This window comes from Anaeromicropila populeti, from assembly GCF_900112775.1.
In the GTDB taxonomy this organism is placed as follows: Bacteria; Bacillota; Clostridia; order Lachnospirales; family Lachnospiraceae; genus Anaeromicropila_A; species Anaeromicropila_A populeti.
The window spans coordinates 141,262-167,784 of the sequence record NZ_FOYZ01000007.1; the positions used below are offsets into that span (position 1 = coordinate 141,262).

Sequence of the window (26,523 nt, forward strand, 5' to 3'; positions counted from 1 at the left end):
TTTTCAAAAAGCTCCCTGCCATAAGAATACAAAATTTAAATTTTATTATCCTACAGCAAAGAGCCTCCTCTTTTTATTTTATACTAAAAATTATTTTTAATTCAGTTTATTTTGCAGCTACTACCGCATTCAAGATTGGTTCATTTGCAGTTCCTGCTCCTGCCTGAAATCCAAATGTAACAGATTCTCCATCTCGAATAACTTTATTCCAGTCTGGATTTGAAATAACATAATGACTGGCATCCTGACTAACAAGATTAGCACACCATATTCCACTTATTTGTCGATTATAGTCAAATGCAGCAGTCCATCCATTAGTAATGTCTTCACCACTTACATTTGTAATGGTAACGGATACGACACAACCATCACCCCAGTCAGATGAATAGGAAGCGCTGATTGTAAACTTTGGTTTTTGAATGTCAAATGTAATTTCTGTTACATCCGTATTTACCGCAGTAATATCATCATAATAAATGGTAGATTGCAATGGAAAAGTAATATTTTCATTAGGAACTGCATTTACCCATAAACCAAATCCGTCAATGGAGGATGGATCAAATACAGCATTTTTATCATCACGGCCAACAAATTCGCTAAATGGTATTGTAACCAGAATAGGTGATGTACAATCTTTATACTCATCATAAAGATTCAAATATACTTCAAATACATTGCCTCCACTTGTGATTTGAATGACAGTCTTCTGGTTTTTACCATCTGGAAGTGTCCAGAACTGAATTGCATTAGCATCTGCCCAAGAAGTACCAAGAGTTCTTGTCATTCCTGCATACCCATTTTCTACTAATGTATAGTTAAATGCAATACCAAATTCTCCATCACTTTCCTTAAACGTACCTGCTTCACTTGTCAGTATTGGATTACTTACATTTCCAGCACCCTTTTGTGGTGTCCATACACTCTTCATCTGCTCATTATATCCATAATATGATTCAAAACTATCTACAGAAAGTGGTGATTCCACAATTTCAGGCATATTAAATTTTGCATTTACTACAGAAACAACCTCACCCTTCACCAACAGTTCAATTGTTCCTAATGCATGTGGCATCTGGGCAATTACTTCTGCTGGTAATTGGTATGAAACATTTACTGTCTCATCTGTTGTCTCGTATAATCCTGTTTCTGCACTTAATTGAGTCAGTACATCAGCCCCAGCATTTACAATAATGTCATCTGTGTTATCTGCGGTAATTTTGAACTGTACATCTGTAGCGGCTGGTACACCTGTAAATGCAGCATCAATATGAGCTTTTAATTCATAACCTGTCGTTCCATCTATATCATCTACGTTGTTACCAGAGTAAGGAGAAATGATATACCCACTGACATCATCCTGTTCAATTGATGTTTCAATTTGTTTATAGTCTCCTGTCTGCTTTGCAAACACAGTGCTGTCCTGATTATAAAAATCAATAAAGCTGTCCAACATCTCATGTCCATGCAGTGTATCACCATCTTTCGAAACTACAAATGGTGTGTAGAAACCACTGTTCACTCCAAAGTTTGCCCAAACAAGGAAATAGCTTGCTTTTGTGTCCTTGACTGCTGCTAATACCTTTTGATACCAGTCCATTACCTGATTACCTGATTTTAATAGTGCAGTTCCTTCGCCATTTGCCACACCTGTTTCCGTTACGGCAAACAATTTATTATGTGCAACAGCAAAGGTTTCCACTATATCAAGTTCGTTTGCAAAGTTTGCGAAATAACTGTCATCCATAGTTGGATTCTGATGGTACATATCAAAACCGACCATATCAACATAATCATCCCCCGGATATCTAGCTTCATACTCTGCTGTTGACTGTGCTTCACTGCTTGGTCCATATACATAAAGGAAGTTATGAACTTCTTTTGTATCTCTCAGATAATCCACTGTATAGCGGTATAGTTGTTTATATGCCTCTTCATCACAAGAAGATGAGCCCCACCAGAACCATGCACCTGTGTTTTCGTGGAATGGTCTGAACAAAACAGCAATATCATCCTTTGCCAATTCCTGTGCATACTCCGCTATTAAATCTAAGTATGCTGTATAATATTTATTATACTCTCCACCAGGCATAATATTTTCTACAACATTGCCTGTTAGCGTATTTGGTGAATATCCTGACAAATTATAAGAACCATCTGATAAATATCCAACTTCATTTTGATTGGTAGATCCTTCTACATGATTTTCCACTCTGTCTTTAATCAGCTTGAAGTTTGGCATATGAGCTGATAACGTAATAATAGCACCTTGATTGACTGCCTCACGAGTAGATTGTGCACACAATGCAACACGCTCACTCTGTGTCATATCCCAGCTTCCTAATTCAGCTCCTGTTAAAGATAACGCATCAACTCCCACAACACCTGAAATGGAACCTGTAATGTCTTTTACATCAGAACTCGTAAAATCAGCGCCCTTTGTTCCTGCTTTATTGTTAGTATCATTTTGGTGGCCGAACATTACGCTGGAAGTATCCCCATACGCCTGCAAATACGCATATAATTGAGCCACATAATCTTCTGCTTTATCATCTGCCAGGTTTACAGAAGGACTTACGGAAACAGTTTCTCCATTTGCTGTAACGGTATTTGCCGTAACCTGAACCGCTGCCTCATCTGTCCTAGCCGTTAATGTAGCATCTACATATCCATCGGACTCTTTTGTCTGCTTAAATGTAATATTATCTAATAAAACACTTCCATAATAGTCAGTACTCTGTCCAACGATCCCCAGAACAAAGTTGCTAATCGTTCCTTCTGTACCTACCAGGTCAATTGTTACTTTTCCCTTCTTAAACCCATTCACAATTACTCCGGTATCTTCAATTTTTGCATTTTGGTCAATTGACTCTCCATTGGAACAGCTTGCGAATAATTTTATTGCCATAGAACCTGTAGTCTTAGCTGCTTCATCATAATAAACATCCATCACAATCTGATTATAGCCTGTCATATCCAGCGGACTGGAAAAATTATAAAATATTTTAGGTTCGCTCCAACTCTCTGTAACATTTTCTCTATAGTCCAATGCTACACCTAATAAATTATTTCCATCTATTGTCCTTGGATCAAGAGAAATTGTACCCGTATAGCAATATGCATCTGAAGTGCTGCCTGCCGTAAATCCAGAAACATCATCCATCGTTAGTACAAAGTCCTCAACCTCTGGAACCTCTGGCTGACTTTCAGCTGTAAGTGCAAGATTGTCAATAGCAACTGTTCCATTTAAGTTACATGCGTAACCAATTAAATTAATTACTGCGGATTTGATTTCCATAGAACCGTCGTAATCAGCAATACTGCATGATCCGTCTGCTCCATAGCAGGTCGCTTGGCTAAATGGAAATGTAACCGTTGCTTTGCAGTAGCCATTACCCATGTCTGTAAAGCTGCTCCATGAAAGCTCTGGTATTACATCACATTGTGTCCACATCCAGGAATCACCTAATTTGAATACTCCCTGAGCCTTTATAACTCCTTCAAATGCTGCATCCGCTGGCACTATTACATCAAATGTATAGTCAGAACCCTTTTTTAAGGTTACACCAGCAAAAGGCGTTGATAACTCATGGGAAATCTGATCCACACCCCAGTCTGTTGCACTTGTGAATGCTGCATCTGCTGAAAGTGCCATATCTCCAGCTACTTCAGATGCTCCATCATATCCGTCAAAATTATATGTAAAATATGTATCTGCTTCTTGTGTAACTTCCGCAGAAAATTCCAAATCATCTATATATAGATTTGAATTCAAATCACATGCATATCCAATAAAGTTTAAAACAACTTTTTGAATGTTTTGTCCCCCTGTATAATCTGCATAGCTGACTGCTTCATCAGCTCCATAGCAGGTTGCCTGGCTAAATGGAAATGTTACAGTTGCTTTACAATATCCATCTCCCATGTCCGTAAAGGAATCCCAGGTCAGTTCCGGAATCAAATCGCATTGAGTCCATACCCAGGAATCGCCTATCTGTGCTACACCCTGCACCTTGAGTGTACCCTGAAATGCTGCATCTGCTGGTAAAATCACATCAACTTTCATTGTCGCATTTTTCTCCAGGGTAATTGCTCCCAGATTATCTGTTGACAAAGAAAATCCTACACTATCTGTTCCCCATTCTGTTGAACTAGTGAATGCGGCTTCTCCAGCCAGCATCATATTATCATTGACAGACACCGCTCCTGTGTAGTTATCAAAACCGCACGTATAATATGCTGTCTCTGCCGCTAATACCTTATATGCATTTTTCCACACTGCATATTGTGTTCCCTGAACAACCATTGCCGTAGAAAGTGCAATGGTCAAGCCCCTCTTAACTCCTTTTCTCAATTTAACCATTTAATTCCCTTCCTTTCAATTTGATAAAAGTATGCATACCTAGCACCATTTAATCATAGCATAAAATATTATACTTTCCTATCTGTTTTACCATTATGTAAACAAAAATATGGTATTATGAAATTATAGAAAAAGAGCAGTCACATAAGACCCTCCAAAGTCTTATCACAACTGCTCTTTTTACATTGTTCTGATTTAATTATCCCATGATAACTGTTACTGAATGTTCTTTTCCGTCTCCCACAACTGGAATAACATTACCTGCAACCTCAGAACCATCCACAATCATTTTCACAACTCCTTTTGAAACATGATTAGGATTTTGAATCTCTATTTTAAATACATCCCCTCGAAATTCTCTTGTTACCTTAAAGCCATTCCAATCCTTAGGAATTGCTGGATTTACCATCAACCCATCATAATCTGGCTGAATTCCTAAAATGAACTGTGAAATGGCAATAAAGTTCCAAGACGCTGTACCTGTCAGCCATGAATTTTTAGCCTCACCAAAACGCTTCGCATCTTTACCAGCTACCATTTGTGGATATACATAAGGTTCTGTTCTGTGAACATCACTTACATCTTCCAAATATGCTGGAGCAATTCTTGTATAATAGTCAAATGCCTTATCTCCGCGTCCGACTACTGCTTCTGCACACATAATCCAAGCATTGTTATGGCAGAAAATACCTGCATTTTCTTTATAACCTGCTGGATAAGTAGAAATCTCACCATATTCTACAACATACTTTGTAAAAGCAGGATTATTCAATACCAATCCATACTTTGTACCCAATTTTTCTTCTACAGAATCTAATGCTTCAATGGCTTTTCCATCTTCTATACCACAGCTGCCCATTACACAGAAACCTTGAGATTCAATAAAAATCTTTCCTTCTTCGCATTCATCACTACCAATTTTTTTACCAAAATCATCATAAGCACGAATAAACCATTTGCCATCCCATCCGTCCTTCATGATAACCTGACGCATCTTAGCAACCTCGCTGTCTGCACGATCAGCCTCTTCCTGTTTTCCGATTTTCTCCATCAATCTTGCGTATAACTCACCAATGTATGTGAACATACCAGCAATCATAACAGATTCTGCAACCTTGCCATCCTTACTAGTTGTTGTCTGGAAGGACTCCCCTGGTTCAGTTGAGAAACAATTCAGATTTAAACAATCGTTCCAGTCTGCTCGTCCAATTAATGGTAAGCCGTGAGGTCCCAGATTATTAATTACATGATCAAATGATCTCTTTAAGTGGTCTGCAAGTGGAGTTGCCTTACTCATATCATTGTCAAACGGAGTCATAACATCTAAAATACTATAATCTCCTGTTTCTTTCACATAAGCAACTACTGCAAGAATAAGCCAAAGTGGATCATCATTAAAATTACCACCAATTGCATCATTACCACGTTTTGTTAATGGCTGATATTGATGATATGCCCCACCACTTTCTAGTTGTGTTGATGCCAAATCAATAATTCTCTCTCTTGCACGATCTGGAATCTGATGTACAAATCCAAGAATATCCTGATTAGAATCGCGGAAGCCCATACCCCTTCCTACACCTGATTCAAAATAAGAAGCACTTCTGGATAAATTAAATGTAACCATACATTGATACTGGTTCCAGATATTTACCTGTCTGTTTAATTTATCATCCTCAGATTCTAAAATGTATTTAGACAGTAATTTTTCCCAGCTTTCTTTTAACTCTGCTAGTCCTTTGTCCGCATCAGCAACTGTTGCATATTTTGCAATCATCTCTTCTGCTTTCTTCTTATTAATAACTCCTTTTGATTCCCACTTGTCCTCAACTGGGTTTTCTACATAACCTAAAATAAATACAAGTTCCTTTGTTTCACCTGGCTCCAGGGAAATTTCAACTGAATGGGATGCACATGGTGACCAGCCATCTGCTACCGAGTTAGTTGACTGACCTGCTACTACTGCCTTTGGCGCATCAAATCCGCCATATGTTCCAATAAAACTTTCACGATCGGAATCAAATCCTGCAATTGGGGCATTTACAGAGAAAAATGCATAGTGATTTCTTCTCTCTTTGTATTCTGTTTTATGATAAATAACAGAACCCTTTACCTCTACTTCACCTGTACTAAAGTTTCTTTGAAAGTTACGATCGTCATCATCTGCATTCCACAAGCACCACTCTAAAAACGAAAATAATTTCAAATTCTTCTTACTTTCACCTTCATTTTTAACAATAACTTTATGCACCTCACCATTAAAATCCATAGGTACAAAAAAAGTCACTTCTGTGGAAACATCATTTCTCTTTCCCTTAATAATAGTGTAACCCATACCATGACGGCATTCATAAGAATCAAGTTCTTTCTTGGCAGGTGAAAAACCAGGTGACCAGAAATCCCCTTCGTCATATAGATAATAGTAACGTCCTCCGCCTAAGTCTAAAGGAACATTGTTATAACGAAAACGAGTGATTCTTCTTAACTTCGCATCCTTGTAAAAGGAATATCCACCAGCAGTGTTTGAAATTAATGAAAAAAACTCTTGAGAACCTAAGTAATTAATCCAAGGATAAGGTGTAGTAGGAGTCGTAATTACGTACTCTTTACGAACATCATCAAAATATCCAAACTTCATTGTTATTCTCCTTTAAAATAAAAATTGTATCCACGAAAACTTTCGGAAATATTAGAGAAAAAAATTGTTCGTGATTTATATTAACTATATTATATAATACCTGTATTCCATTTTCAATTAGTATTTATGACTATTTTGCAAAAAAATAGTTGTTCAAGTTTTATAGTTTTTATTTAAAACTCTTACTAAACCCTTTTCGAAACATTCTGGTTTATTTTCAATTGCTTGACAAATTTCTTTTTTCATTATACCATTATAAAAATTGGAAACCATACTATACAAACGATTTTGGAGGCTTACTTAATGAAAGAAAAAACTATGAAAATTGGCGAAGAACCTATCTTCGACGTTAAAAAGCTTGGTGTATCCCGAATTCTTATTTTAGGCTTACAGCATGCTTTTGCTATGTTTGGGGCTACTGTGCTGGTTCCTCTTATCACAGGTCTTAGTGTTTCCACCACTTTATTTATGGCTGGTGCCGGAACTCTGTTGTTTCATTTAATTACAAAAGGAAAGGTTCCTGCTTTCTTAGGTTCCTCTTTTGCTTTTCTTGGCGGCTATGCTGCGGTTGCTCCATTAATTGACGACAAACTTCCTAATACCGAGATGCTTCCTTATGCTTGCGGGGGTGTATTTATGGCCGGACTGGTATATGTAGTTTTAAGTGCATTTATTAAACTTTTTGGAGTTAAAAAAGTAATGCGTTTCTTCCCTCCTGTTGTCACAGGACCTATTATCATTTCCATCGGTTTGATTTTAGCGCCAACTGCCATTGCAAGCTGTCAAAAAAACTGGCCTCTTGCTATTATTGCTCTAGTGGTGATTATCATATGTAACATATGGGGAAAAGGAATGGTAAAAATTGTACCTATTATGCTTGGGATACTTATCTCTTATCTAGCTGCCCTGCTAATGCGCCAGGTGGATTTTACCAGTTTAAAAAGTGCAGATTTTATTGCCCTTCCACTTCATATGAATCAGTTTGCCAAATTTGACATTAGTGCAATTATTACCATAGTTCCTATTGCTTTGGCAACTATGATGGAACACATTGGAGATATTTCAGCTATTGGTGCTACTACAGGAAAAAACTATATTGAAAAACCAGGTCTTCACCGAACCTTGTTAGGTGACGGACTGGCTACCAGTATTTCAGCCCTGTTTGGGGGACCTGCCAATACTACCTATGGCGAAAATACTGGTGTACTTGCCCTAACTAAGGTTTATGATCCATTGGTTATGCAGATAGCTGCCGTTTTTGCTATTCTTCTATCTTTCTCACCAGTTGTCAGTGAATTAATCCGTTCTATTCCAACTGCAATTATTGGAGGTGTTTCCCTGATCCTTTATGGTATGATTTCTGCGGTGGGAATCAGAAATATAGTGGATAATAAGGTGGATTATACAAATAGCAGAAATTTAATTATTTCAGCAGTAATTCTTGTCTGTGCATTAGGTTTCAGCCAAGTCGGCGGTATTAGTTTTCAAGTTTTCGATGTTACTATCACACTGTCTGGTTTAGCTATTGCTGCCTTGTCTGGAATCATACTAAATGCTATTTTACCTGGAAACGATTATGTATTTCAATCAGCAGAAACGAACCAGTTATAATGCACAAATATTTTATTTTCTTAAGTAATCTATTTGTTATTTTTATTGAAAGAATAATTTTTTTTAATTTTTTAATTGACATTGAATGAATTTCATGTATAATAGAACCATCAAAAGCAAAGACGTTTCTTGAAGAGGAAGCGTCTTTTTTTTATAACGAGACACAAAAAGCTGCTTCGTGCTTTTGGTTTCTCTACCAGTTTATCACAAAAAAAGTATTCTAGGAGGAGGTAATATTTATGAAAAAGCTCGAAATTATTATTAAGCCTGAAAAGCTTGAAGATCTAAAAATGATTTTAGATGAATGCAAGGCGAATGGTATTATGATTACCAATATTATGGGTTATGGTAATCAGAAAGGGTATAAACAAGTATATAGAGGTGCTGAATATAATGTAAATCTCTTGCCAAAAGTAAAAGTTGAAACAGTTGTTGACAACCCAATTGCTGAAACAATTGTTACAAAAGTTGTGAATGAAATAAACACTGGTAATTATGGTGATGGAAAAATCTTTATTTATGACTTAGAAGATGCTGTTCGTATTCGTACAGGCGAACGTGGTACAGAAGCTCTATAAAAAATTGCGAATATCATTTTATATAAATTATCATATAATTATTTAATAATTATCAACGGAGATAATGGATTGTCAGTTTGCACAAACATTATGCTCCGTTTTTTTGTTACACATCAACATAATAATTTTAGGAAATAACAACTAAAGGAGGACTTTTTATGGAAAATTTAGATCTTCAGACATTGGCAGATATGCCGTTATTAATTAATATAGTGTGGACTATGCTTGCTGCCGTTTTAGTATACTTTATGCAGGCTGGTTTCGCAATGGTAGAGGCTGGTTTTACAAGGGCCAAAAATGCTGGTAACATTATTATGAAAAACATGATGGACTTTGTTATGGGTTCTCTTTTCTTCTTTATGATTGGGTTTAGCTTAATGTTTGGTGACTCTATAGGTGGTTTTCTTGGTGGTTCTGGATTCTTTAATCCAACCTCACTGGCTGATGAAGCTGGTATGTTTAACGGATTGCCAATTGGTGTATATATGATTTTCCAAACAGTATTTTGTGCAACTGCTGCTACTATCGTTTCTGGTTCCATGGCAGAAAGAACTAAGTTTTCAGCTTATCTCGTATATAGTGCATGCATCTCTGTATTTATTTACCCTATTACAGGTCACTGGATTTGGGGTGGTGGATGGTTATCCCAATTAGGTTTCCATGATTTTGCTGGTTCTACAGCAGTTCATGCTCTTGGTGGATGGTGTGCCTTAGTTGGTGCCAAAATTCTTGGACCTAGAATTGGAAAATACAAAGACGGAGTGCCTCAGGCTATTCCAGGACACAACCTTCCAATTGGTGCTTTAGGTGTATTTATCTTATGGTTCTGCTGGTTTGGATTTAACTGTGGTTCTACAACTGCTGCTACAACAACACTTGGTGATATTGCCATGACAACAAACTTAGCTGCTGTTGCTGCAACTCTTGCTACATTAATTTTAACATGGGTTCGTTATGGAAAACCTGATGTTTCCATGACATTAAACGGTTCTCTTGCAGGTCTTGTTGGTATTACTGCTGGCTGTGATGTGGTTTCCTACTGGGGCGCAATTGCTATTGGTCTGATTTGTGGTATTTCAGTAGTGTTTGTAATTGAATTCGTAGATAAAGTATTAAAAATTGATGACCCTGTTGGTGCAACTGGTGTTCACTGGGCTTGTGGTATTATCGGAACTTTATTAGTAGGTTTCTTCTCCACAAGTGAAGAAGTTGGCTTAGGTATATTCTACGGCGGTGGCGAATTATTCTTAAAACAATTAGCTGGTGTTGCTTCTGTTGGTGCTTATACCCTTGTTGCTGCATTTATTATCTTTACTATTATAAATAAGACAATTGGCTTACGTGTAAGCGCACAAGAGGAAGAAGATGGTCTTGATATTCACGAACATGGTTGTTCCGCATATACTGACTTCCCTTCAAAATAAGTTGTTTCATAAGTCTTAATGACTTGACATATATTTTGTAATACCCTTAATTAATCTAACAAAAGAATCCTTGTGTCTGACAAGGATTCTTTTGTTTTATAGTTTTTTTAGAATAATTATATTTCATAAAACTTTAAAATGTGATAAACTATTCACTAAAGTATTTATGTAAGATAGATAAAGGATGAGAAGGTAATGACAAAAAATAGTACAAGTGAACCAACGAATACTAAACCAGAAGTGCAGGATCTGACTAGTCCGGACAGTTCTAAAAAGCCTACTGCTTTAGAGGATGACGCAGACATCTATACCAGGCGTAATGTACCCGTTTCAGAAAAGCAAAAATGGAACGAATTGAATCGTTCTCAAAAATGGCAGTATTTTAAAGATTATTATTTACTGAAAGTAATTGTCACTGTTATAGCCGTTGCTTTTCTATGTAACGTTCTATGGGAAACGTTTGGACCACAAATTGACACTGTATATTATGGAGCTGTTTTATACGATGATATTGATGATGAAAAATTAAAGGAATTGGAAACAGCATTTAGCGAGTATTTGAACATTTCCACTAAAAAGCAGAGGGTGACAATTGATGATAACTTTAATTTTACCAATAACTCAACCGCTCTTTCTGGTGAAGAAAAACTTACTACTTATATGTATGCTGAACAAGTAGACACCATTACGGTAGGAGCAGAGGAATTTGCTGCAATGTCGTACAATGGCATATTTAAGGACTTAGATGTGATTTTACCAGAAGACTTAAAAAGTGCTTTATCTGAGTATTTTGTAACTGGAACAGTAGAAGATTATGCCGATACAGAATTTATTATGGGAATTGATTTATCCAAATGTGAAAAATACCAGTCTCTTTCTCCTTATGTGGAAAATCCGGTTATTGGAATTGCTTATAACTCACAGCATGTGGAGAACACCATTGCATATTTAAGATATTTATTTGATTTAACAGAAGATTAAAATGACTTAACAGAACCTGCACACTAAGAAAAAACCACAGTCTTATTTAACTGTGGTTTTATTTTTTATTCATTATTTTTTAGAAATATATCCCTGAGCTTTTAGTAATTCTGCGCACAGCACTGCACCGCCTGCTGCCCCTCTCACTGTATTATGAGATAAACCAATAAACTTATAGTCATATACAGAATCTTCTCTAAGTCGTCCTAATGTTACACCAAAACCATTTTCATAATCCACATCCAATGCCACCTGTGGGCGATTATCTTCTTCAAAATAGTGAAGAAACTGCTTTGGAGCACTTGGAAGTTCTAGTTCTTGTGGTAAGCCCTTATAATTCTTCCATGCTTCAATGATAGCTTCCTTAGAAGGCTTCTTTTCAAAGCTTACAAATACAGCGGCTGTATGGCCATTTAAAACAGGTACACGAATACATTGTGTTGTAATAACAGGTCCGTCTGCTTTTACAATAACACCGTCTTCAATGTGTCCCCAGATTCTTAATGGTTCCTGCTCACTTTTTTCTTCTTCCCCACCAATAAATGGAATAATATTACCTTCCATCTCTGGCCAGTCCTTAAAATTCTTTCCAGCTCCTGAAATTGCCTGATAAGTTGTTGCTACCACAACCTTTGGACCATATTCCTTTAATGCATCCAATGCTGGTGTATAACTTTGAATAGAACAATTAGGCTTTACTGCAATAAATCCTCTTGTTGTTCCAAGACGCTTCTTCTGATAAGGAATAACCTCATTGTGCTGTGGATTTACCTCTGGTATAATCATTGGAACGTCTGGTGTCCATCTATGAGCACTGTTATTTGAAACAACAGGTGTTTCTGCTTTTGCATAAGCCTCTTCAATTGCCTTAATCTCATCCTTTGTCATATCTACTGCACTAAAAACAAAATCAACTGTTTCACAAACAGCTTCTACTTCATTCACATTTTTTACAACCATCTTTTTAACCGCTTCTGGCATAGGTGTTGTCATCTTCCAACGGTCTCCCACCGCTTCTTCATAAGTCTTTCCTGCACTTCTTGGACTTGCAGCAAGAGTCACAACTTCAAACCATGGGTGATTCTCAAGTAGCGCTATAAAACGCTGTCCTACCATACCAGTTGCACCTAAAATACCAACTCTTAACTTGTCACTCATCATTCTACCTCTTTCTCATAAAATTTTGCGTTCCGGTCAACCATAAACAGTTTACAAACAAATATATTTATGTGTTTTTCTCTCGCGAACATTTGTCTTTCTGTTAAGTATATTACCTTGTTTTATTAAAAAAAGCAAATAAAAAATACATAAAACTTAAATTTTGTTACATTTGAATAAGGTCATATAGTATAACACAATGATTTTGTATATTTCGACTAAATCTTTTATTTTATATTTCTGATTTTTCCTTACAAAAAATATATTGTGGGATTCCATTTAAATACGGTATTTTTGTTTCTCCAACAATTAATGGCATTAAATATTCTCTCATTTCCTCTGTCACATTATTTCCATCTTCTGAAATCCATTTCAACGGAATTTTTCGCTCAAAATTTGCAACCTGATTCACTGCCACCGTATCAATTTCGATGGCATATGGCTGACTTGAAACTCTTTTCATCGTCACCATCTGACTGTTTTTCCCTTCCAAAACAAAGGAAACACCCTTTTCACCTAGTAGAAATGCTTCTGAAAGATCTGTCTCTGAAGATAAATGACTTGCACAGCGCTGTAATACATTTAATTCAATGGAACGCACCTTGCATCCAATTGTATCCTTAATTAGGTTTTCCAAATATTTTCCTGTCCCACTAAGCATCACATGGCCAAATTGATCCTGATCCATAGAGCGGGATGATATATAAATCCCCTCCTTATCTTTAATCCCCTCTGATACTGCAACAATTACCTGTTTCCTCTGCTTTAGCTGTTCTTTCACATCCTGCACAAATCTAGCAGTAGAAAATGAATACTCTGGCAAATATATCAGGTGAGGTGCACTGCTGTAGGTGGTTCTTGCAAGCACACTGGCAGCAGTCAGCCAGCCTGCATTACGTCCCATTATTTCAACAATTAGCACACTTTCCATATTATAAATAGAGGTATCATGTGCCATCTCTAAAATTGAAGTTGCAATAAACTTAGCAGCTGATCCAAACCCTGGTGTATGATCAATTTCCATTAAGTCATTATCAATGGTTTTTGGAATTCCCATAATTTTAATATCATAGTTCTGGCTTTCTGCATAGCAGGACAACTTATCAACCGTATCCATACTATCATTCCCACCAATATAAAGAAAATACTTAATATTATACTTTAAAAAAAGCTGAAAAATTTTGTGATAGGTCTCCTGATCCTGATCAAATGGTTTCAATTTATGACGACATGATCCCAAATACATAGACGGTGTATACTTCAACTGATCTAGTCCTTCTTCTCCCTTAAAAACCTGGGAAAGCTCAACCAGTTCTTCCTTAAGTAAACCGCTAATTCCGTTTCTTGCCCCATAGATCTTATGAATTTCATCCCTTTTTAATGCACAACTAATTACCCCTGCCAGACTGGAATTTATTGCTACCGTAGGTCCTCCAGACTGTCCAACTAACAGGTTTCTTTCTTCCATTATCATTTCCTCCATTACACTCTTTATAACACATCCATTTTTACTTCTTAATCCCATTCCATCTGCATATCCAAAAATGCTTTCATAAGCACTTGTAAATCCTCATAAGTCTCAATCTCATTCACTTTACTTCTTAGTTTTGCCGAATTTTTATATCCTGATGTATACCATGCCACATGCTTACGCATTTCTCTGATTCCTACATATTCCCCTTTGAATTCTGCTTGCAACTTCCCGTGGCGCAAAATCATATCTACCACTTGCTTCCCATCCGGTCTTTGCAGATGCTCTCCTGTTTTAAAGTAATGCTTTATTTGCTGAAAAATCCACGGATTTCCCCTTGCTCCTCGTGCAATCATAACTCCGTCACATCCTGTATGCTCTAGCATTGCCTTTGCATCCTCCGGAGTCACCACATCTCCATTTCCAATCACAGGTACTGACACCGCCTCTTTTACCGCAGCAATACTGTCCCAGTCCGCTTTTCCGCTATAGTATTGTTCCCTGGTACGTCCATGCACCCCAATTGCTTTCGCTCCGCTATCCTCTAGACGCTTTGCCAAATCCACAATTTTACAGTCCTTTTCTCCAAATCCAATTCGTATTTTTACGGTAACAGGCTTTTCAATGGCTTTGGTGACAGAAGAAACAATCTTTCCAGCCAGTTGGTGGTTTTTCAAAAGTGCAGAACCTTCTCCATTGTTCACAACCTTAGGAACTGGACAGCCCATATTAATATCTAGTATATCAAAATTACGTTCTTCTATTTTTGCCGCCATAGATCCCATTATATCTGGATCTGCTCCAAAAAACTGCAATGCAACAGGTCTTTCCTTTTCCTCTACCTCTAACAGCAATCCAGTATTTTTATTATTATAGTAAATCCCTTTTGCACTGACCATCTCCGTGTAAATTAAGTCAGCACCCATTTCTTTGCATAACAAACGATATGGCAGGTCTGTTACTCCTGCCATTGGTCCAAGAACTAAAGTTCCATTAATATTCACATTTCCAATCTTAAAACTCATTGTCATTACCTTTTATTTTTATCATAAATTATTTTTAGTCCATGTAATGTTAAATCTGGGTCATAAATCTCAATTGCATCTGTTTCATCTGCAATAATTTTACCCAAACCACCTGTAGCAACTACTTTCATATATTCCAGTCCAAGCTCTTCTTTCACCTTACGGATAATATATTCTGTCTGTCCAATATAACCATATACTAATCCAGCCTGCATACTTGTTATAGTCTCCTTAGCCAAAATGGACTCTGGCTTCTTGATTTCAATCTCTGGAAGCTTTGCCGTCTCTCTCCAAAGAGCATTGGCTGATATTTTAATTCCTGGACTGGTCACACCCGCCAAAAACGCACCATCTGCTGAAATAATATCGTAGGTGGTTGCCGTTCCATAATCAATCACTAAAATTGGTCCGCCATATATCTCATACGCAGCAACTGCATCCACAATTCTGTCTGCTCCTATTTCAGAAGGATGTGCTGTAACAATTCGAAGTCCTGTCTTTGTTCCAACCCCAACCTTTACTGGGTTTACGCCTAAATATTTTTTTATCCCACTTTCAAAGGAATACATAATATTGGGAACTACGCTGGAAATAACAACTCCTTCAACCTTTGATGTTAATCCTTTTACTTTTAAAGCTTCGCATATGAAAATTCCATATTCATCTGATGTTCTGGGTATATCTGTTGTCATACGGAATGTTCCAATCAGGTTCTCGCCTTCAAACATTCCAAACGTAATATTTGTATTCCCTATGTCAATAGTAAGTATCATACCATTTCATCCTCTACTTATTTCTTATCCTGATTCCATATCTTATATTTATTCATTCACTTCATAATCTACACAGGCTCTGCTTAACTTAACCTTAGCTATAAAAGCTGCAACCTCCAAGTGTTCCGGATGATTCTGATATACCTGCAAATCATCTATGGTTTCAAAGTCACACACCAAGCATAACGTATAATTTGTAGCATCTGCCTCTCCGTCATTAATCCCTACTTCCATACGTTTCAGACAATCAATCTTATCCTTCAGTGCTAATAACTTGTCCTTTGCCTTTACTGCGTTTTCAATAGCAGATTTGCCTTCACTTTCTTTCATAAACTCAAACAAAACCACATGTCTAACCATATTATTTCTCCTCTCTATGGACTTCTGTAATATCTTGTTTCAAAATAAATGCTTTATAGTAAAGTTCAAGGGCTTCAAAAAATTCACTCTTTGTCCGCTGAAGTTCCTTTATCTTTAACCCACTTCCAATTTCATCATATAACAAGTCACCTTCATCTGCTGTAACAGACAAGATTAGTGTTCCCTCCGCGTCAAATTCCATGGTTAAAATCCCACCAACATCTGAAGTAAACATAACACACATTATTTTCAATTCTTCCTGTATAGCGGCAGGCAGCCCTGCATATGCTTCATTTAAATAGAATTTCTCTTCATATGCGCTGGATGCACATAATATCTTACTGTTATCACTCATAGCTGGTTCCCTTTCCTACACATATCCATATAATCCTCTTACGGACACTTCGCCTGACATCACTTCTGTAATCTGACCTGCTGCATCCTTTACCAAAAGCCTTCCTTCAGAATCAATTCCCAGTGCTTCCCCAGTAAATGTATGATTGCTGTCTATTATTTTAACTTCTTTTCCTCTATTGATCAATAATAAATTGTATTCTTTTACAAAATCCCTCAAATCCCCATAATTACAAAATTTTTCATAGTGTTTTTCCAAATAGAATAATATCTTTGCAGCAATCTGGTTTCTCATATAATTTTGCTTGCCTTCAAGCTTTAACGAAGTTGCCACATGACAAATATCATCTGGAAAAAAATCTGCATTTACATTAATCCCCATTCCGATTATAACATAGTGAATGTAATCAATCTCAGAACTCATTTCTGTTAGTATCCCACATACTTTTTTTCCATTCACGACTAAATCATTGGGCCACTTAATCCTACAGTCTAAGCCTGTACAATCTTTAATTGCCTCTGCTCCAGCTAATGCACCAAGCAGAGTCAGCATGGATGCCTTCTCAGGAGCAAATTCCGGCTTTAAAATTAATGACATCCAAATTCCTGTTCCTTTAGGAGAAACCCAATTCCTTCCACGCCTTCCTTTTCCCGCATTTTGCTGCTCAGCAAGAATAACCATGCCGTGGCTCTCATGAGCTTCAGCATGGCGTCTTGCTTCCATGTTAGTTGAATCTATTTCATCATAAAAACGTACTTCTTTTCCAAATATTTTTGTCTGAAGTAATGATTTCACAGCCTCAGCTGTAATCAAATCCGGATACTCTATAATTTTATAGCCTCTGTTAGGAACTGCCTCTATCTGATATCCCTCTGCCTTTAGCTGATTGATTACCTTCCAGACAGCAGTTCTCGAAACTCCCAGGCTGTCAGACAACTGTTGTCCTGATACTGATTCCTGTGTGTTGGTTAACATCTTTAGAATTTTTTCTTTCATACGTCTTTACATAGCCTTTCCACATAAAATAGAATCTATCTTTCATCTAATCCTGTATAACTCTTATGCTTTGCTACACTCTTATATCCTGGTCTGATTATTTTACCTGCATTGATTAATTCCTCTAATCTATGGGCAGACCATCCAGAAATTCTTGCAATTGCAAAAATCGGAGTAAATAATTCTGTTGGAAGACCAAGCATATTATATACAAATCCACTATAAAAGTCTACATTTGCACTAACACCCTTATAAATCTTACGTTCCTTGGCAATGACCTCTGGTGCCAGTCTTTCTACCATAGAATAAAGTCCAAATTCCTGATCCATTCCTTTTTCCTTTGATAGAGTTTCCACAAACTTTTTAAAAACATTTGCTCTTGGATCGGAAATAGAGTATACTGCATGACCCATGCCATAGATTAACCCTGCATGATCAAAAGCCTTTTTATTTAACAAATCGGACAGGTATTGTTTTACCTCATCTTCATCTTCCCAGTTTTTTATTGTAGTCTTCATATCTTCAAACATCTTAACAACTTTGATATTAGCACCACCATGCTTTGGTCCTTTTAAGGAACCAAGAGATGCTGCTACAACGGAATACGTATCTGTCCCTGACGAAGATACCACATGAGTGGTAAAGGTTGAATTATTACCACCTCCATGCTCCGCGTGTAAAACAAGAGCTAAATCAAGAATCTTTGCCTCCAGCGGTGTAAAGCTGCTGTCAGGACGCAGCATATGAAGAATATTCTCCGCAGTGGAATACTCCTTCATTGGAGCATGAATAAACAAACTATTTCCATCGTGATAATGACTATACGCTTGATAACCATATACTGATAATAATGGAAATAATGCAATCAAATGCAGACACTGGTTCAGTACATTTTCAACACTTGTATCATCAGCGGCATCATCATAAGCATAAAGCGTCAGCACACCTCTTGCCAAAGTATTCATCATGTCCTTACTTGGTGCTTTCATAATAACATCACGCACAAAACTGGTAGGAAGCTCTTCCCGATATTCCGCCAATAATTCTTCAAAAACTGCTAATTCTTCTTTATTTGGTAATTTCCCGAAAAGCAGAAGATACGACGTTTCTTCAAATCCAAAACGATCTTCCTTTATAAATCCATCTACAATTTCTTCTATATCAATTCCATGATAGAAGAGCTTTCCTTCGCAAGGAACCACTTCACTATCTACAATTGTATAAGAACGTATCTCAGAAATATCTGTAAGACCTGCAAGTACAGCCTTTCCATTAATATCCCGAAGTCCACGCTTTACCTCATACTTCGTATAAAGTTCTGGATCAATATGAAATTTTGTTATACACTGTTCTGAATATTTCTTAATTAATTCTAAATTTTTTTCACTGCCATGTAACATATAGTTCTCCTTTCAAAATAGGTGATTTCCAGTTCCAAAATTACTCCCGTTCACGGATTTTTCATGGGATACACTACTCATAGCAAAAGTTTAATTTCCTAACGTAGCTACCATTACCGCTTTAATTGTATGCATCCGATTTTCAGCTTCGTCAAAAATCACATCTGCAAACTTCTCAAACAACTCTTCTGTAACCTCATACCCTTTTACGGCTGGCAGACAATGAAGTAAAACTGTACTTTCCTTACCAGTCATTTCAAACAACTCTTTATTTACCTGGTATGGCTTCAGCATTGCTATTCTCTCCGCTGCCTTGTCTTCTTCTCCCATGGAGCACCAGACATCTGTGTAAATAGCATCTGCATCCTTTACTGCAAGCAAATCCTTGGTTACTGTTATTTTACTATTCCACTGTAATGCATACTCTTTACATTGAGCAACTAATTCATTTGATGGCCATAATGCCTCTGGAGCAAGGATTGTAAAATCAATTCCCAGCTTGGACGCACCAATCATCAGACTGTTAGCCATGTTATTTCTTCCATCTCCTACAAAAACTAATTTCAATCCTTCTAGTTTTCCAAACTGCTCCTTAAGAGTTAGAAAATCTGCTAGAATCTGAGTAGGATGATACTCATCTGTCAAACCATTCCACACGGGAACCTTACTGTATTTTGCAAGCTTCTCAACTGTCTCCTGCTTAAATCCTCTGAATTGTATTCCGTCAAACATTCTTCCTAGAACTCTCGCAGTATCTTCAACACTTTCCTTATGTCCTAATTGTATATCGTTGGTTCCCAGATATTCTGGATATCCTCCTTCATCTACACAGCCAACCGTAAAAGAACATCTCGTTCTAGTGGATGGTTTTTCAAAAATTAATGCAATATTTTTCCCTTTTAAACTGTTTCCAGTAATTCCATGCTTTTTCTTATCTTTTAAATCTGCTGCCAACTCTAATAAATACCCAATCTCTTCAGATGTAAAATCCTTTAAGGTTAAAAAACTACGGCCTTTTAAATTCATATATACCACTCCTTGTATATTTATTCAATAATGATACTATTTATACAATACTCTGAATTTATTATTTCGTCAAGTGAAACTAAAAAATAAGGCCCAATAAATATTATTAAATATCTATAACATAAAAGATACCTACTTCGTTAAGAGTAGGTACCTTACCTAAGCATTCTCAAGTTATGCTTACCTTAGTCATCCTTTCCAACTTCAGTAAGTGACTTAACTAAACCAACCATCCCCTGAATTTCAGAAGGAATAATAATTTTGGTTGCTTTTCCATCTGCTGCCTTTGCAAATGCCTCCAAAGCTTTTAATTCTATTACACCTTTGGCTGGATTAGCATCATTCAGATAACGGATACCCTCTGCTTTTGCCTGCTGAACCTTTAAAATCGCCTCAGCTTCACCCTCCGCCTCTCGAATCATGGCTTCTTTCTTTGCCTCTGCTCGAAGAATAGCTGCTTCTTTTTCTGCTTCTGCTTCCAAAATAGCGGATTGTTTCTTACCCTCTGCTACCAATACGGTAGACTTTTTCTCACCTTCTGCAATCAAAATAGATTCTCTTCGTTCTCTTTCTGCCTTCATCTGCTTCTCCATTGCATCTTGAATCGCAGCTGGTGGAATAATATTTTTAAGTTCAACCCTGTTCACTTTAATTCCCCATGGATCTGTTGCTGTATCAAGAGAAACTCTCATTTTTGTATTAATAATCTCTCTGGATGTTAATGTTTCATCTAACTCTAAGTCACCAATAATATTTCTTAAAGTAGTAGCTGTCAGATTCTCAATTGCCATAATAGGATTCTCTACCCCATAGGTATAAAGCTTTGGATCCGTAATTTGAAAATAAATAACAGTATCTATTCTCATGGTTACATTATCCTTTGTAATAACTGGCTGCGGTGGAAAATCCACTACTTGCTCTTTCAATAAAACCCTTTTAGATACCCGGTCTACAAAAGGCCATTTCCAGTGAATACCCACATCCCAAGTTGCCTGATATCCTCCTAATCGCTCTAGTATATACGCGTGTGCCTGTGGCACAATCTTAACACAGGATGTAATAAGAAGTAAAATAACTACTGCAATAATAATACCTGATACTAATGCTGCTCCTGGCATATTTTTTCCTCCTTTATTTATTTTTTAACTTTTACAATTAATTTAACACCTTCTACTTTAACAACCTCAACCTTACTTCCAGTAGATATAACCTGATTTGTCTCAGAACGTGCTGTCCATTCAAGCCCATTTATCATAGCGGCACCCTTCTCAGCAAAATTGTCTATATCCTCCGTCACCTTTGCATCCTGCCCTATCAGACTCATTACATTGGTTTTTGTCCTTTTTAAATTAAACTTTCGTGCTACATAAGGTCTTACTGTTAACAGAGAAGCAAGGGAAACAACTATAAACACCATTAGCTGTACATAAATATTACCTCCCAAAAGAGTAACAACAACTGCAGCCAATGCTCCACAGGCAAACCACACTGTTGCCAGCCCAAGTGTTGCTATTTCAACTATAATAAAGACGGCTAGTGCAATCAGCCAAATATAAAGATACATATAATCACCCCATATCTTTTAAATGCTACCCTTATTTTACTTCATATAATTAGTTATTACAAGCAAATTATTCATTTAATATTCTTACAAAAGCATGAAACAAAAAATTTTTTGTCATTTCATCTGTAGTATCTGCATATTTTTCTTTATTGAGCAAAAAATTAGAATAGCTTATTACAATATATAATACAGCAGAGTCACTTATGAATTTATTTACAGGTTTTTGAATTAACTTTTCTGCAATTCCTGCTTCCATTACATTATCAATGATATCCTGATACGCTCCACACTCTAAAACCTGCCCTTCCAGCTCTATTTTAAATAATTTGCCAATCTCCTGGGGTTCCTTTTTTCGGTATCCGTTCTGATATGCCGCCTGAAACAGTACATATCTTTTTTCAAAGTTTTCCTTAATCCAGTTAAGTCCACAATCGATTTTATTGCGAAAAGATTCTCCATTTATAATTACTTTACGTAATTTTTCCAGACCTACAATCAAATCATATGTCAGCGCTTTAATGATAAGATCCTCTTTCGTATCAAAATACTCATAAACCGTTCCTTTTCCTACTCCTGCGGCCTGGGCAATTTCTGCAACGGTAATACTTTTTATATCCTGTCTTTTATTACACACTTCAATTACACCGTCAAATATCATAAATACTTTGGGAGGTAAATTTTGCTGCAAATTATACAGAGCATTTTCTATTTCACCTGATTTACTCATCTTCATCCTCCAATAATACTAAATCCTGCTCACGAAGAACCTTCATCTCTTTTCTGTTTAAGATATCATATAGCACCGGAATTACAAACAATGTTGTTATTGTTCCATAAAGCAGCCCCCCTATTGTAACAATTGCAATAGGCTGCATCATGTCCGAGCCCATTCCTACACCCACAGCCATTGTAGAAAGACCTAGAATTGTAGTAAGCGCTGTCATTAGTACCGGACGCATTCGTGTTACACAAGCTTCCACAATAGCTTCTTTTTTTGTAATCCCCTCTTGTCTAAGCTGATTTGTATAATCTACTAACACAATACCATTGTTTACAATAATACCAGAAAGCATTACGAAACCAATCATACCAATTACACTTATTTCATTTCCTGTCATCCATAAGCCCAGGAATCCGCCTGTAAATGCCAGTGGAATAGTAAATAACACAATAAAAGGTGATCCTAAGGACTGGAATTGGGCAACCATTATTAAATAAATAAAAGCAACTGCCAGCAACAGCATTTTCCCCAGTTCTCCCAGGGAATCATTAATATTTTCGTTTTCACCATTGTACTCTATTTCATAGCCTGATGGCACTTTATAATCCTTAAATGCCTTTGTAACCTCTCTGGAAACCAGCCCCACATTATATCCTTCCGCTATTTCAGCAGAAACTGTAATATACCTCTGCTGGGAAGCCCTGTTAATTTCTGAAAATCCTACAGTATCCGTAATTTCTGCAATATCCTTTAGTTTTACCAGTTTCTTTTCTCCTTTAGCATCAGTTACTTCAAATTCATGGGTACGGATGTCGTCTCGAACCAATTCTTTTGATAAATCCGTATCTACAAGTACAGAATAGGAGTTTCCGTCAACACTCAAGGTCGTTGCTTCCGCACTATCTGCCAGCATTGTCTGGATTTCCATATATGCCTGTGCAACTGTCAAACCTTTCAACATTGCCTTTTCTTTGTTAATCACGATTCTAAGTTCTGGCGCAGGCTCCTCTAATCCACTGCTGACATCTGCTGTTCCTTTAATAGTAGCCAGCTTTGCCGCCACATCCTCTGCAATACTACGAAGTTCGTCTAGCTCCAGACCCTTAATCTGTATCTGTATGCCAGTACCACCTAAAACACTTAAGTCCATGGAAGAACCACTTACTGTCAATTCACAATCAAAAGCTGCACATTTTTCTTCAATTTCCTTTGCAATTTCCTGGCTGGTACGCTTTTTATTTTCCTTCAGAATCACATACATATCCACTGCATCTGTGGATGCATCGTTTACCGAAGATAGTCCTAAAGAGGAAGCCTGCCCCAATGAAAACATTGCCCCTACTACATCCACTTCCTTTATCTTTCTGATTTCTTCAATAACCGCATCGGACATCTTAACGGTATCTTCTTTTTTACTACCTTCTGGCATCTGCATTGTTACTGTAATTTGCGTACTGTCCATATCTGGCATAAATGCAGTTCCATTACTCACTGCCCCAAAAATACTAATTATTAACAGTCCTATAATACCAACCAATACAATCGGTTTCCATCTTAATGCAGTTCTCAGAAGCCTTTCATATCCTCCTACAAATAATTCAAAAAACTTGTGCTGTTTTTCTTTTGTACTCTTCAATAAGCTGGATGACATTGCAGGAACTAACGTTAATGCTACTATTAAGCTTGCTAATAGTGAATAGCCAATTGTTAATGCCATATCCGTAAACAATTCTCTTGTAATTCCTTTTACAAAAACTATAGGAAGGAATACACAAACCGTTGTCAACGTAGATGCAATAATGGCTCCTCCAACCTGGGCTGCCCCATTCACCGCCGCCTTGGCTGCGGAAATTCCTTTACTCCTTAAACGGTAAATATTTTCAATAACTACTACCGAGTTATCCACTAACATTCCCACCCCAACTGCAAGTCCTGATAGGGAAATAATATTTAATGTTACTCCTGAAAAATACATTAGTACAATGGCAAAAACCACACTAATTGGTATAGAGCAGGCAATGATAAAAGTCGGCTTTAAATCTCTTAAAAATAGAAGCAAAATAATAACAGCTAAGATACCTCCCATAATTAAATTATTTAAAACTGAATTTACTACTAAGTCAATATACATCCCCTGATCCATTAAGTTATTTACATGAATATTTTCATTTTCATTCATTATATCTGTAAACTTTACATTAATTCTATTTGCCACTTCTGCTGTTGAATACGTCGTCTGCTTTTGCATAGAAAGAATGATACCATTATTATCATTGACTTTAGCATAAATATTTTCCAAATTATCTGACCAGAAAACATCTGCTACATCCTGCAACGTAACTGGTTCCATATCTTCTATATCTAAATCAAACAGTATCAGGTTTTTCATTTCCTCTTCATCTTCAATTTTATTTCCAACCCGTACCATATAATCGGTTCCATCTTCTGTTACATATCCTGCTGGCATTGAAAAATTTTGCGCCTTCAAAATCTGCTGAATCATATCCGTAGTAATTTTGTCCTCTATTGTTGCCTGAGATAATGCATCTTCCTTAGTATCATCAAATTGATCTAATTGATTCGTTAATTCCTTCTCCCCAGCTTTTAATTCACTTTCAGCTGAATTCAACTCTGAAGAAACCGTACTTTTTGTTTTTGCCAACTCTTTTTCTTTCTCATCAATTTGAGTCTTGCCCTCTTCTAATTGCTCCTTTCCAGCGCTCATCTGCTGTTTCGCAGAAGCCAATGCTGCTTTTCCCTCTGCAATTTTAACCTTTCCTGATGCAATGGCCGTCTTTCCTGTTGCAATTTCTTCTTTTTTTGTTGCAATTTCTTTAAGACCAGACTCCAGCTGTGCTTTTGACTCTTGCATTGTTGTCTGAGAAGCAAGGGCATTTTCCAACCCAGTGCTCACTTCTGCTAACTGGCTGTTTAAGGTAAGTAGTGCCGTTTCTTTTTCTTCTATCGTTAATTGTGTACTATTTTCTGTATCCTTAATTGTTTGTTCTAAATTTGATTTGGTTGTAGTTAATTGCTCAATTGTTTCTGTTAGTACTAATTCCTGTTCCTTAATCACATCTAAGGAATCATTCGCTTCCTTTTCATTTGCTAACAGCGTTTTTTCTCCTTCCAGCAAAGTTTTTTCCTGCTCATTTAACTCTTTTTCAGATGCAAGCAGCTCGTCTTCCTTTGCTTGTAATTCTTCTTCACTCTTAGCAAGCTCTATTTCCTTTTTTAATAACTCCAGGCGGGCATCTGTTATTCCTTGTTCACCCTGTATCATTCCTTCTTCAAATTCTGCTTTTTTCTGATTCAGTTCTTGTTTTCCTTCTGAAATTTCCACTTTAGCATCGTCCAGCTTATCTTTTCCGTCCTCTAACTGTTCTTCCACATGGTCTTTCAGTTTTTCATTAATACTATCAATTTTATCTTGATTAATCACAACATTTAACTGCTTTTCATACATTCCCATTGGTGTCACACTTGCTACACCTGCCAATGCCTCTAGTTGAGGAATAATTTTATCCTCTGTGTACTGGGTCACTTCCTCTGGTGTCATGTTTTCACCATCAATTGCCGTAACCATGACAGGCATCATATTGGGATTGATTTTAATAATCATAGGTGCTCCCACAGAATCACTCCAGTAGCCTTCTATCAGATCCAGCTTTTCCCTGACATCCAGTGAAACCGAATCCATATTCGTTCCATCCGTAAACTCCAGCATTACCATAGACACGTTTTCGCTGGAGGTAGATGAAATTTCCTTGATATTGCTTACAGTAGCCATAGACTGCTCAATTGGCTTTGTCACTACTTCTTCAATTTCCTCAGGACTTGCACCAATGTAGCTTGTCACCACCACTACATAAGGTAAATCAATGCTAGGAAGTAAATCTGTTGTCATTTCTGTAAACGATACAAATCCTAGAATTAGTATTAATACAACAGTAACAACTACAGTATATGGCTTTTTTACACTAAACTTTGATAACATATTTCTCCTCCTTATTATACAGACTGACCAGTCAGTCGGTTTTGTTTTATAAAAAGTGTGTGTTCCACATACTCCCGCGGTTCTA

General features: G+C 36.9%; 19 protein-coding genes. 4 read left to right on the forward strand and 15 right to left on the reverse strand.

Annotated features, from left to right (window positions below; all coding sequences use genetic code 11):
* Positions 1-106: 106 nt before the first annotated feature.
* Together BM305_RS10360 and BM305_RS10365 are read right to left on the reverse strand one after the other, a co-directional pair.
* A complete protein-coding gene (locus tag BM305_RS10360) occupies positions 107-4,360 on the reverse strand; it encodes a glycosyl hydrolase (protein WP_092560634.1) in 4,254 nt (1,417 codons plus the stop codon).
* A 199-nt stretch (positions 4,361-4,559) separates the two neighbouring features.
* Complete coding sequence (locus BM305_RS10365; protein WP_092560635.1) at positions 4,560-6,998, reverse strand: glycoside hydrolase family 94 protein; 2,439 nt, start codon at positions 6,996-6,998, stop codon at positions 4,560-4,562.
* 303 nt (positions 6,999-7,301) lie between these two features.
* On the opposite strand from BM305_RS10365, the gene BM305_RS10370 reads away from it, so the two are divergent.
* The 4 genes from BM305_RS10370 to BM305_RS10385 all read left to right on the forward strand — a co-directional run bounded on the left by BM305_RS10370 (position 7,302) and on the right by BM305_RS10385 (position 11,592).
* Complete coding sequence (locus tag BM305_RS10370; protein ID WP_092560636.1) at positions 7,302-8,609, forward strand: uracil-xanthine permease family protein; 1,308 nt, start codon at positions 7,302-7,304, stop codon at positions 8,607-8,609.
* Between the two features lie 239 nt (positions 8,610-8,848).
* The gene (locus BM305_RS10375) at positions 8,849-9,187 is read left to right on the forward strand and encodes a P-II family nitrogen regulator (RefSeq protein ID WP_092560637.1); all 339 of its coding nucleotides are present in this window, start codon (positions 8,849-8,851) and stop codon (positions 9,185-9,187) included.
* 158 nt (positions 9,188-9,345) lie between these two features.
* Positions 9,346-10,611: an ammonium transporter gene (locus BM305_RS10380; protein ID WP_177214679.1), complete on the forward strand. Its 1,266-nt coding sequence runs from the start codon at positions 9,346-9,348 to the stop codon at positions 10,609-10,611.
* A gap of 195 nt (positions 10,612-10,806) precedes the next feature.
* A complete protein-coding gene (locus BM305_RS10385; protein WP_092560638.1) occupies positions 10,807-11,592 on the forward strand; it encodes a hypothetical protein in 786 nt (261 codons plus the stop codon).
* Positions 11,593-11,664: 72 nt separating this feature from the next.
* On the opposite strand, the gene asd is transcribed toward BM305_RS10385, so the two are convergent.
* The 13 genes from asd to BM305_RS10450 form a co-directional block, all read right to left on the reverse strand.
* On the reverse strand, positions 11,665-12,750 hold the full coding sequence (asd, locus tag BM305_RS10390) for an aspartate-semialdehyde dehydrogenase (protein WP_092560639.1): 1,086 nt from the start codon (positions 12,748-12,750) through the stop codon (positions 11,665-11,667).
* Positions 12,751-12,982: 232 nt separating this feature from the next.
* On the reverse strand, positions 12,983-14,218 hold the full coding sequence (locus tag BM305_RS10395; protein ID WP_092560702.1) for a 6-phosphofructokinase: 1,236 nt from the start codon (positions 14,216-14,218) through the stop codon (positions 12,983-12,985).
* Positions 14,219-14,265: 47 nt separating this feature from the next.
* Positions 14,266-15,246 (reverse strand): tRNA dihydrouridine synthase DusB, encoded by a 981-nt coding sequence (dusB, locus tag BM305_RS10400; protein ID WP_092560640.1) that lies wholly within the window; start codon positions 15,244-15,246, stop codon positions 14,266-14,268.
* Positions 15,247-15,251: 5 nt separating this feature from the next.
* The gene (locus tag BM305_RS10405) at positions 15,252-16,019 is read right to left on the reverse strand and encodes a type III pantothenate kinase (protein ID WP_092560641.1); all 768 of its coding nucleotides are present in this window, start codon (positions 16,017-16,019) and stop codon (positions 15,252-15,254) included.
* A 48-nt stretch (positions 16,020-16,067) separates the two neighbouring features.
* The gene (locus BM305_RS10410) at positions 16,068-16,379 is read right to left on the reverse strand and encodes a Dabb family protein (protein WP_092560642.1); all 312 of its coding nucleotides are present in this window, start codon (positions 16,377-16,379) and stop codon (positions 16,068-16,070) included.
* A 1-nt stretch (position 16,380) separates the two neighbouring features.
* Positions 16,381-16,734, reverse strand: coding sequence for a DUF6145 family protein (locus BM305_RS10415; RefSeq protein WP_092560643.1), 354 nt, complete (start codon positions 16,732-16,734; stop codon positions 16,381-16,383).
* Positions 16,735-16,749: 15 nt separating this feature from the next.
* Positions 16,750-17,730, reverse strand: a complete 981-nt coding sequence (locus BM305_RS10420; protein ID WP_092560644.1) for a biotin--[acetyl-CoA-carboxylase] ligase — start codon at positions 17,728-17,730, stop codon at positions 16,750-16,752.
* A 35-nt stretch (positions 17,731-17,765) separates the two neighbouring features.
* Positions 17,766-19,130 carry a citrate/2-methylcitrate synthase gene (locus BM305_RS10425; RefSeq protein ID WP_092560645.1) on the reverse strand — a complete coding sequence of 455 codons (1,365 nt, stop codon included), beginning with the start codon at positions 19,128-19,130 and terminating at the stop codon, positions 17,766-17,768.
* 90 nt (positions 19,131-19,220) lie between these two features.
* Entirely contained in the window at positions 19,221-20,156 is a 936-nt protein-coding gene (argF, locus tag BM305_RS10430) for an ornithine carbamoyltransferase (protein WP_092560646.1), read from the reverse strand.
* A 185-nt stretch (positions 20,157-20,341) separates the two neighbouring features.
* The gene (locus tag BM305_RS10435) at positions 20,342-21,274 is read right to left on the reverse strand and encodes an SPFH domain-containing protein (RefSeq protein WP_092560647.1); all 933 of its coding nucleotides are present in this window, start codon (positions 21,272-21,274) and stop codon (positions 20,342-20,344) included.
* Positions 21,275-21,291: 17 nt separating this feature from the next.
* Complete coding sequence (locus tag BM305_RS10440) at positions 21,292-21,720, reverse strand: NfeD family protein (protein WP_092560648.1); 429 nt, start codon at positions 21,718-21,720, stop codon at positions 21,292-21,294.
* A 67-nt stretch (positions 21,721-21,787) separates the two neighbouring features.
* Positions 21,788-22,447, reverse strand: coding sequence for a TetR/AcrR family transcriptional regulator (locus BM305_RS10445; RefSeq protein ID WP_177214680.1), 660 nt, complete (start codon positions 22,445-22,447; stop codon positions 21,788-21,790).
* A complete protein-coding gene (locus BM305_RS10450; RefSeq protein WP_092560650.1) occupies positions 22,440-26,438 on the reverse strand; it encodes an efflux RND transporter permease subunit in 3,999 nt (1,332 codons plus the stop codon). Before BM305_RS10450 ends, BM305_RS10445 begins: the two co-directional genes overlap by 8 nt.
* Positions 26,439-26,523 lie beyond the last annotated feature (85 nt).

Coding starts and splice junctions, on each gene's coding strand:
- BM305_RS10360 (WP_092560634.1), bottom strand. CDS start 4,360: ATGGTTAAATTGAGAAAAGGAGTTAAGAGGGGCTTGACCATTGCACTT.
- BM305_RS10365 (WP_092560635.1), bottom strand. CDS start 6,998: ATGAAGTTTGGATATTTTGATGATGTTCGTAAAGAGTACGTAATTACG.
- BM305_RS10370 (WP_092560636.1), top strand. CDS start 7,302: ATGAAAGAAAAAACTATGAAAATTGGCGAAGAACCTATCTTCGACGTT.
- BM305_RS10375 (WP_092560637.1), top strand. CDS start 8,849: ATGAAAAAGCTCGAAATTATTATTAAGCCTGAAAAGCTTGAAGATCTA.
- BM305_RS10380 (WP_177214679.1), top strand. CDS start 9,346: ATGGAAAATTTAGATCTTCAGACATTGGCAGATATGCCGTTATTAATT.
- BM305_RS10385 (WP_092560638.1), top strand. CDS start 10,807: ATGACAAAAAATAGTACAAGTGAACCAACGAATACTAAACCAGAAGTG.
- asd (WP_092560639.1), bottom strand. CDS start 12,750: ATGAGTGACAAGTTAAGAGTTGGTATTTTAGGTGCAACTGGTATGGTA.
- BM305_RS10395 (WP_092560702.1), bottom strand. CDS start 14,218: ATGGAAGAAAGAAACCTGTTAGTTGGACAGTCTGGAGGACCTACGGTA.
- dusB (WP_092560640.1), bottom strand. CDS start 15,246: ATGAGTTTTAAGATTGGAAATGTGAATATTAATGGAACTTTAGTTCTT.
- BM305_RS10405 (WP_092560641.1), bottom strand. CDS start 16,019: ATGATACTTACTATTGACATAGGGAATACAAATATTACGTTTGGAATG.
- BM305_RS10410 (WP_092560642.1), bottom strand. CDS start 16,379: ATGGTTAGACATGTGGTTTTGTTTGAGTTTATGAAAGAAAGTGAAGGC.
- BM305_RS10415 (WP_092560643.1), bottom strand. CDS start 16,734: ATGAGTGATAACAGTAAGATATTATGTGCATCCAGCGCATATGAAGAG.
- BM305_RS10420 (WP_092560644.1), bottom strand. CDS start 17,730: ATGAAAGAAAAAATTCTAAAGATGTTAACCAACACACAGGAATCAGTA.
- BM305_RS10425 (WP_092560645.1), bottom strand. CDS start 19,130: ATGTTACATGGCAGTGAAAAAAATTTAGAATTAATTAAGAAATATTCA.
- argF (WP_092560646.1), bottom strand. CDS start 20,156: ATGAATTTAAAAGGCCGTAGTTTTTTAACCTTAAAGGATTTTACATCT.
- BM305_RS10435 (WP_092560647.1), bottom strand. CDS start 21,274: ATGCCAGGAGCAGCATTAGTATCAGGTATTATTATTGCAGTAGTTATT.
- BM305_RS10440 (WP_092560648.1), bottom strand. CDS start 21,720: ATGTATCTTTATATTTGGCTGATTGCACTAGCCGTCTTTATTATAGTT.
- BM305_RS10445 (WP_177214680.1), bottom strand. CDS start 22,447: ATGAGTAAATCAGGTGAAATAGAAAATGCTCTGTATAATTTGCAGCAA.
- BM305_RS10450 (WP_092560650.1), bottom strand. CDS start 26,438: ATGTTATCAAAGTTTAGTGTAAAAAAGCCATATACTGTAGTTGTTACT.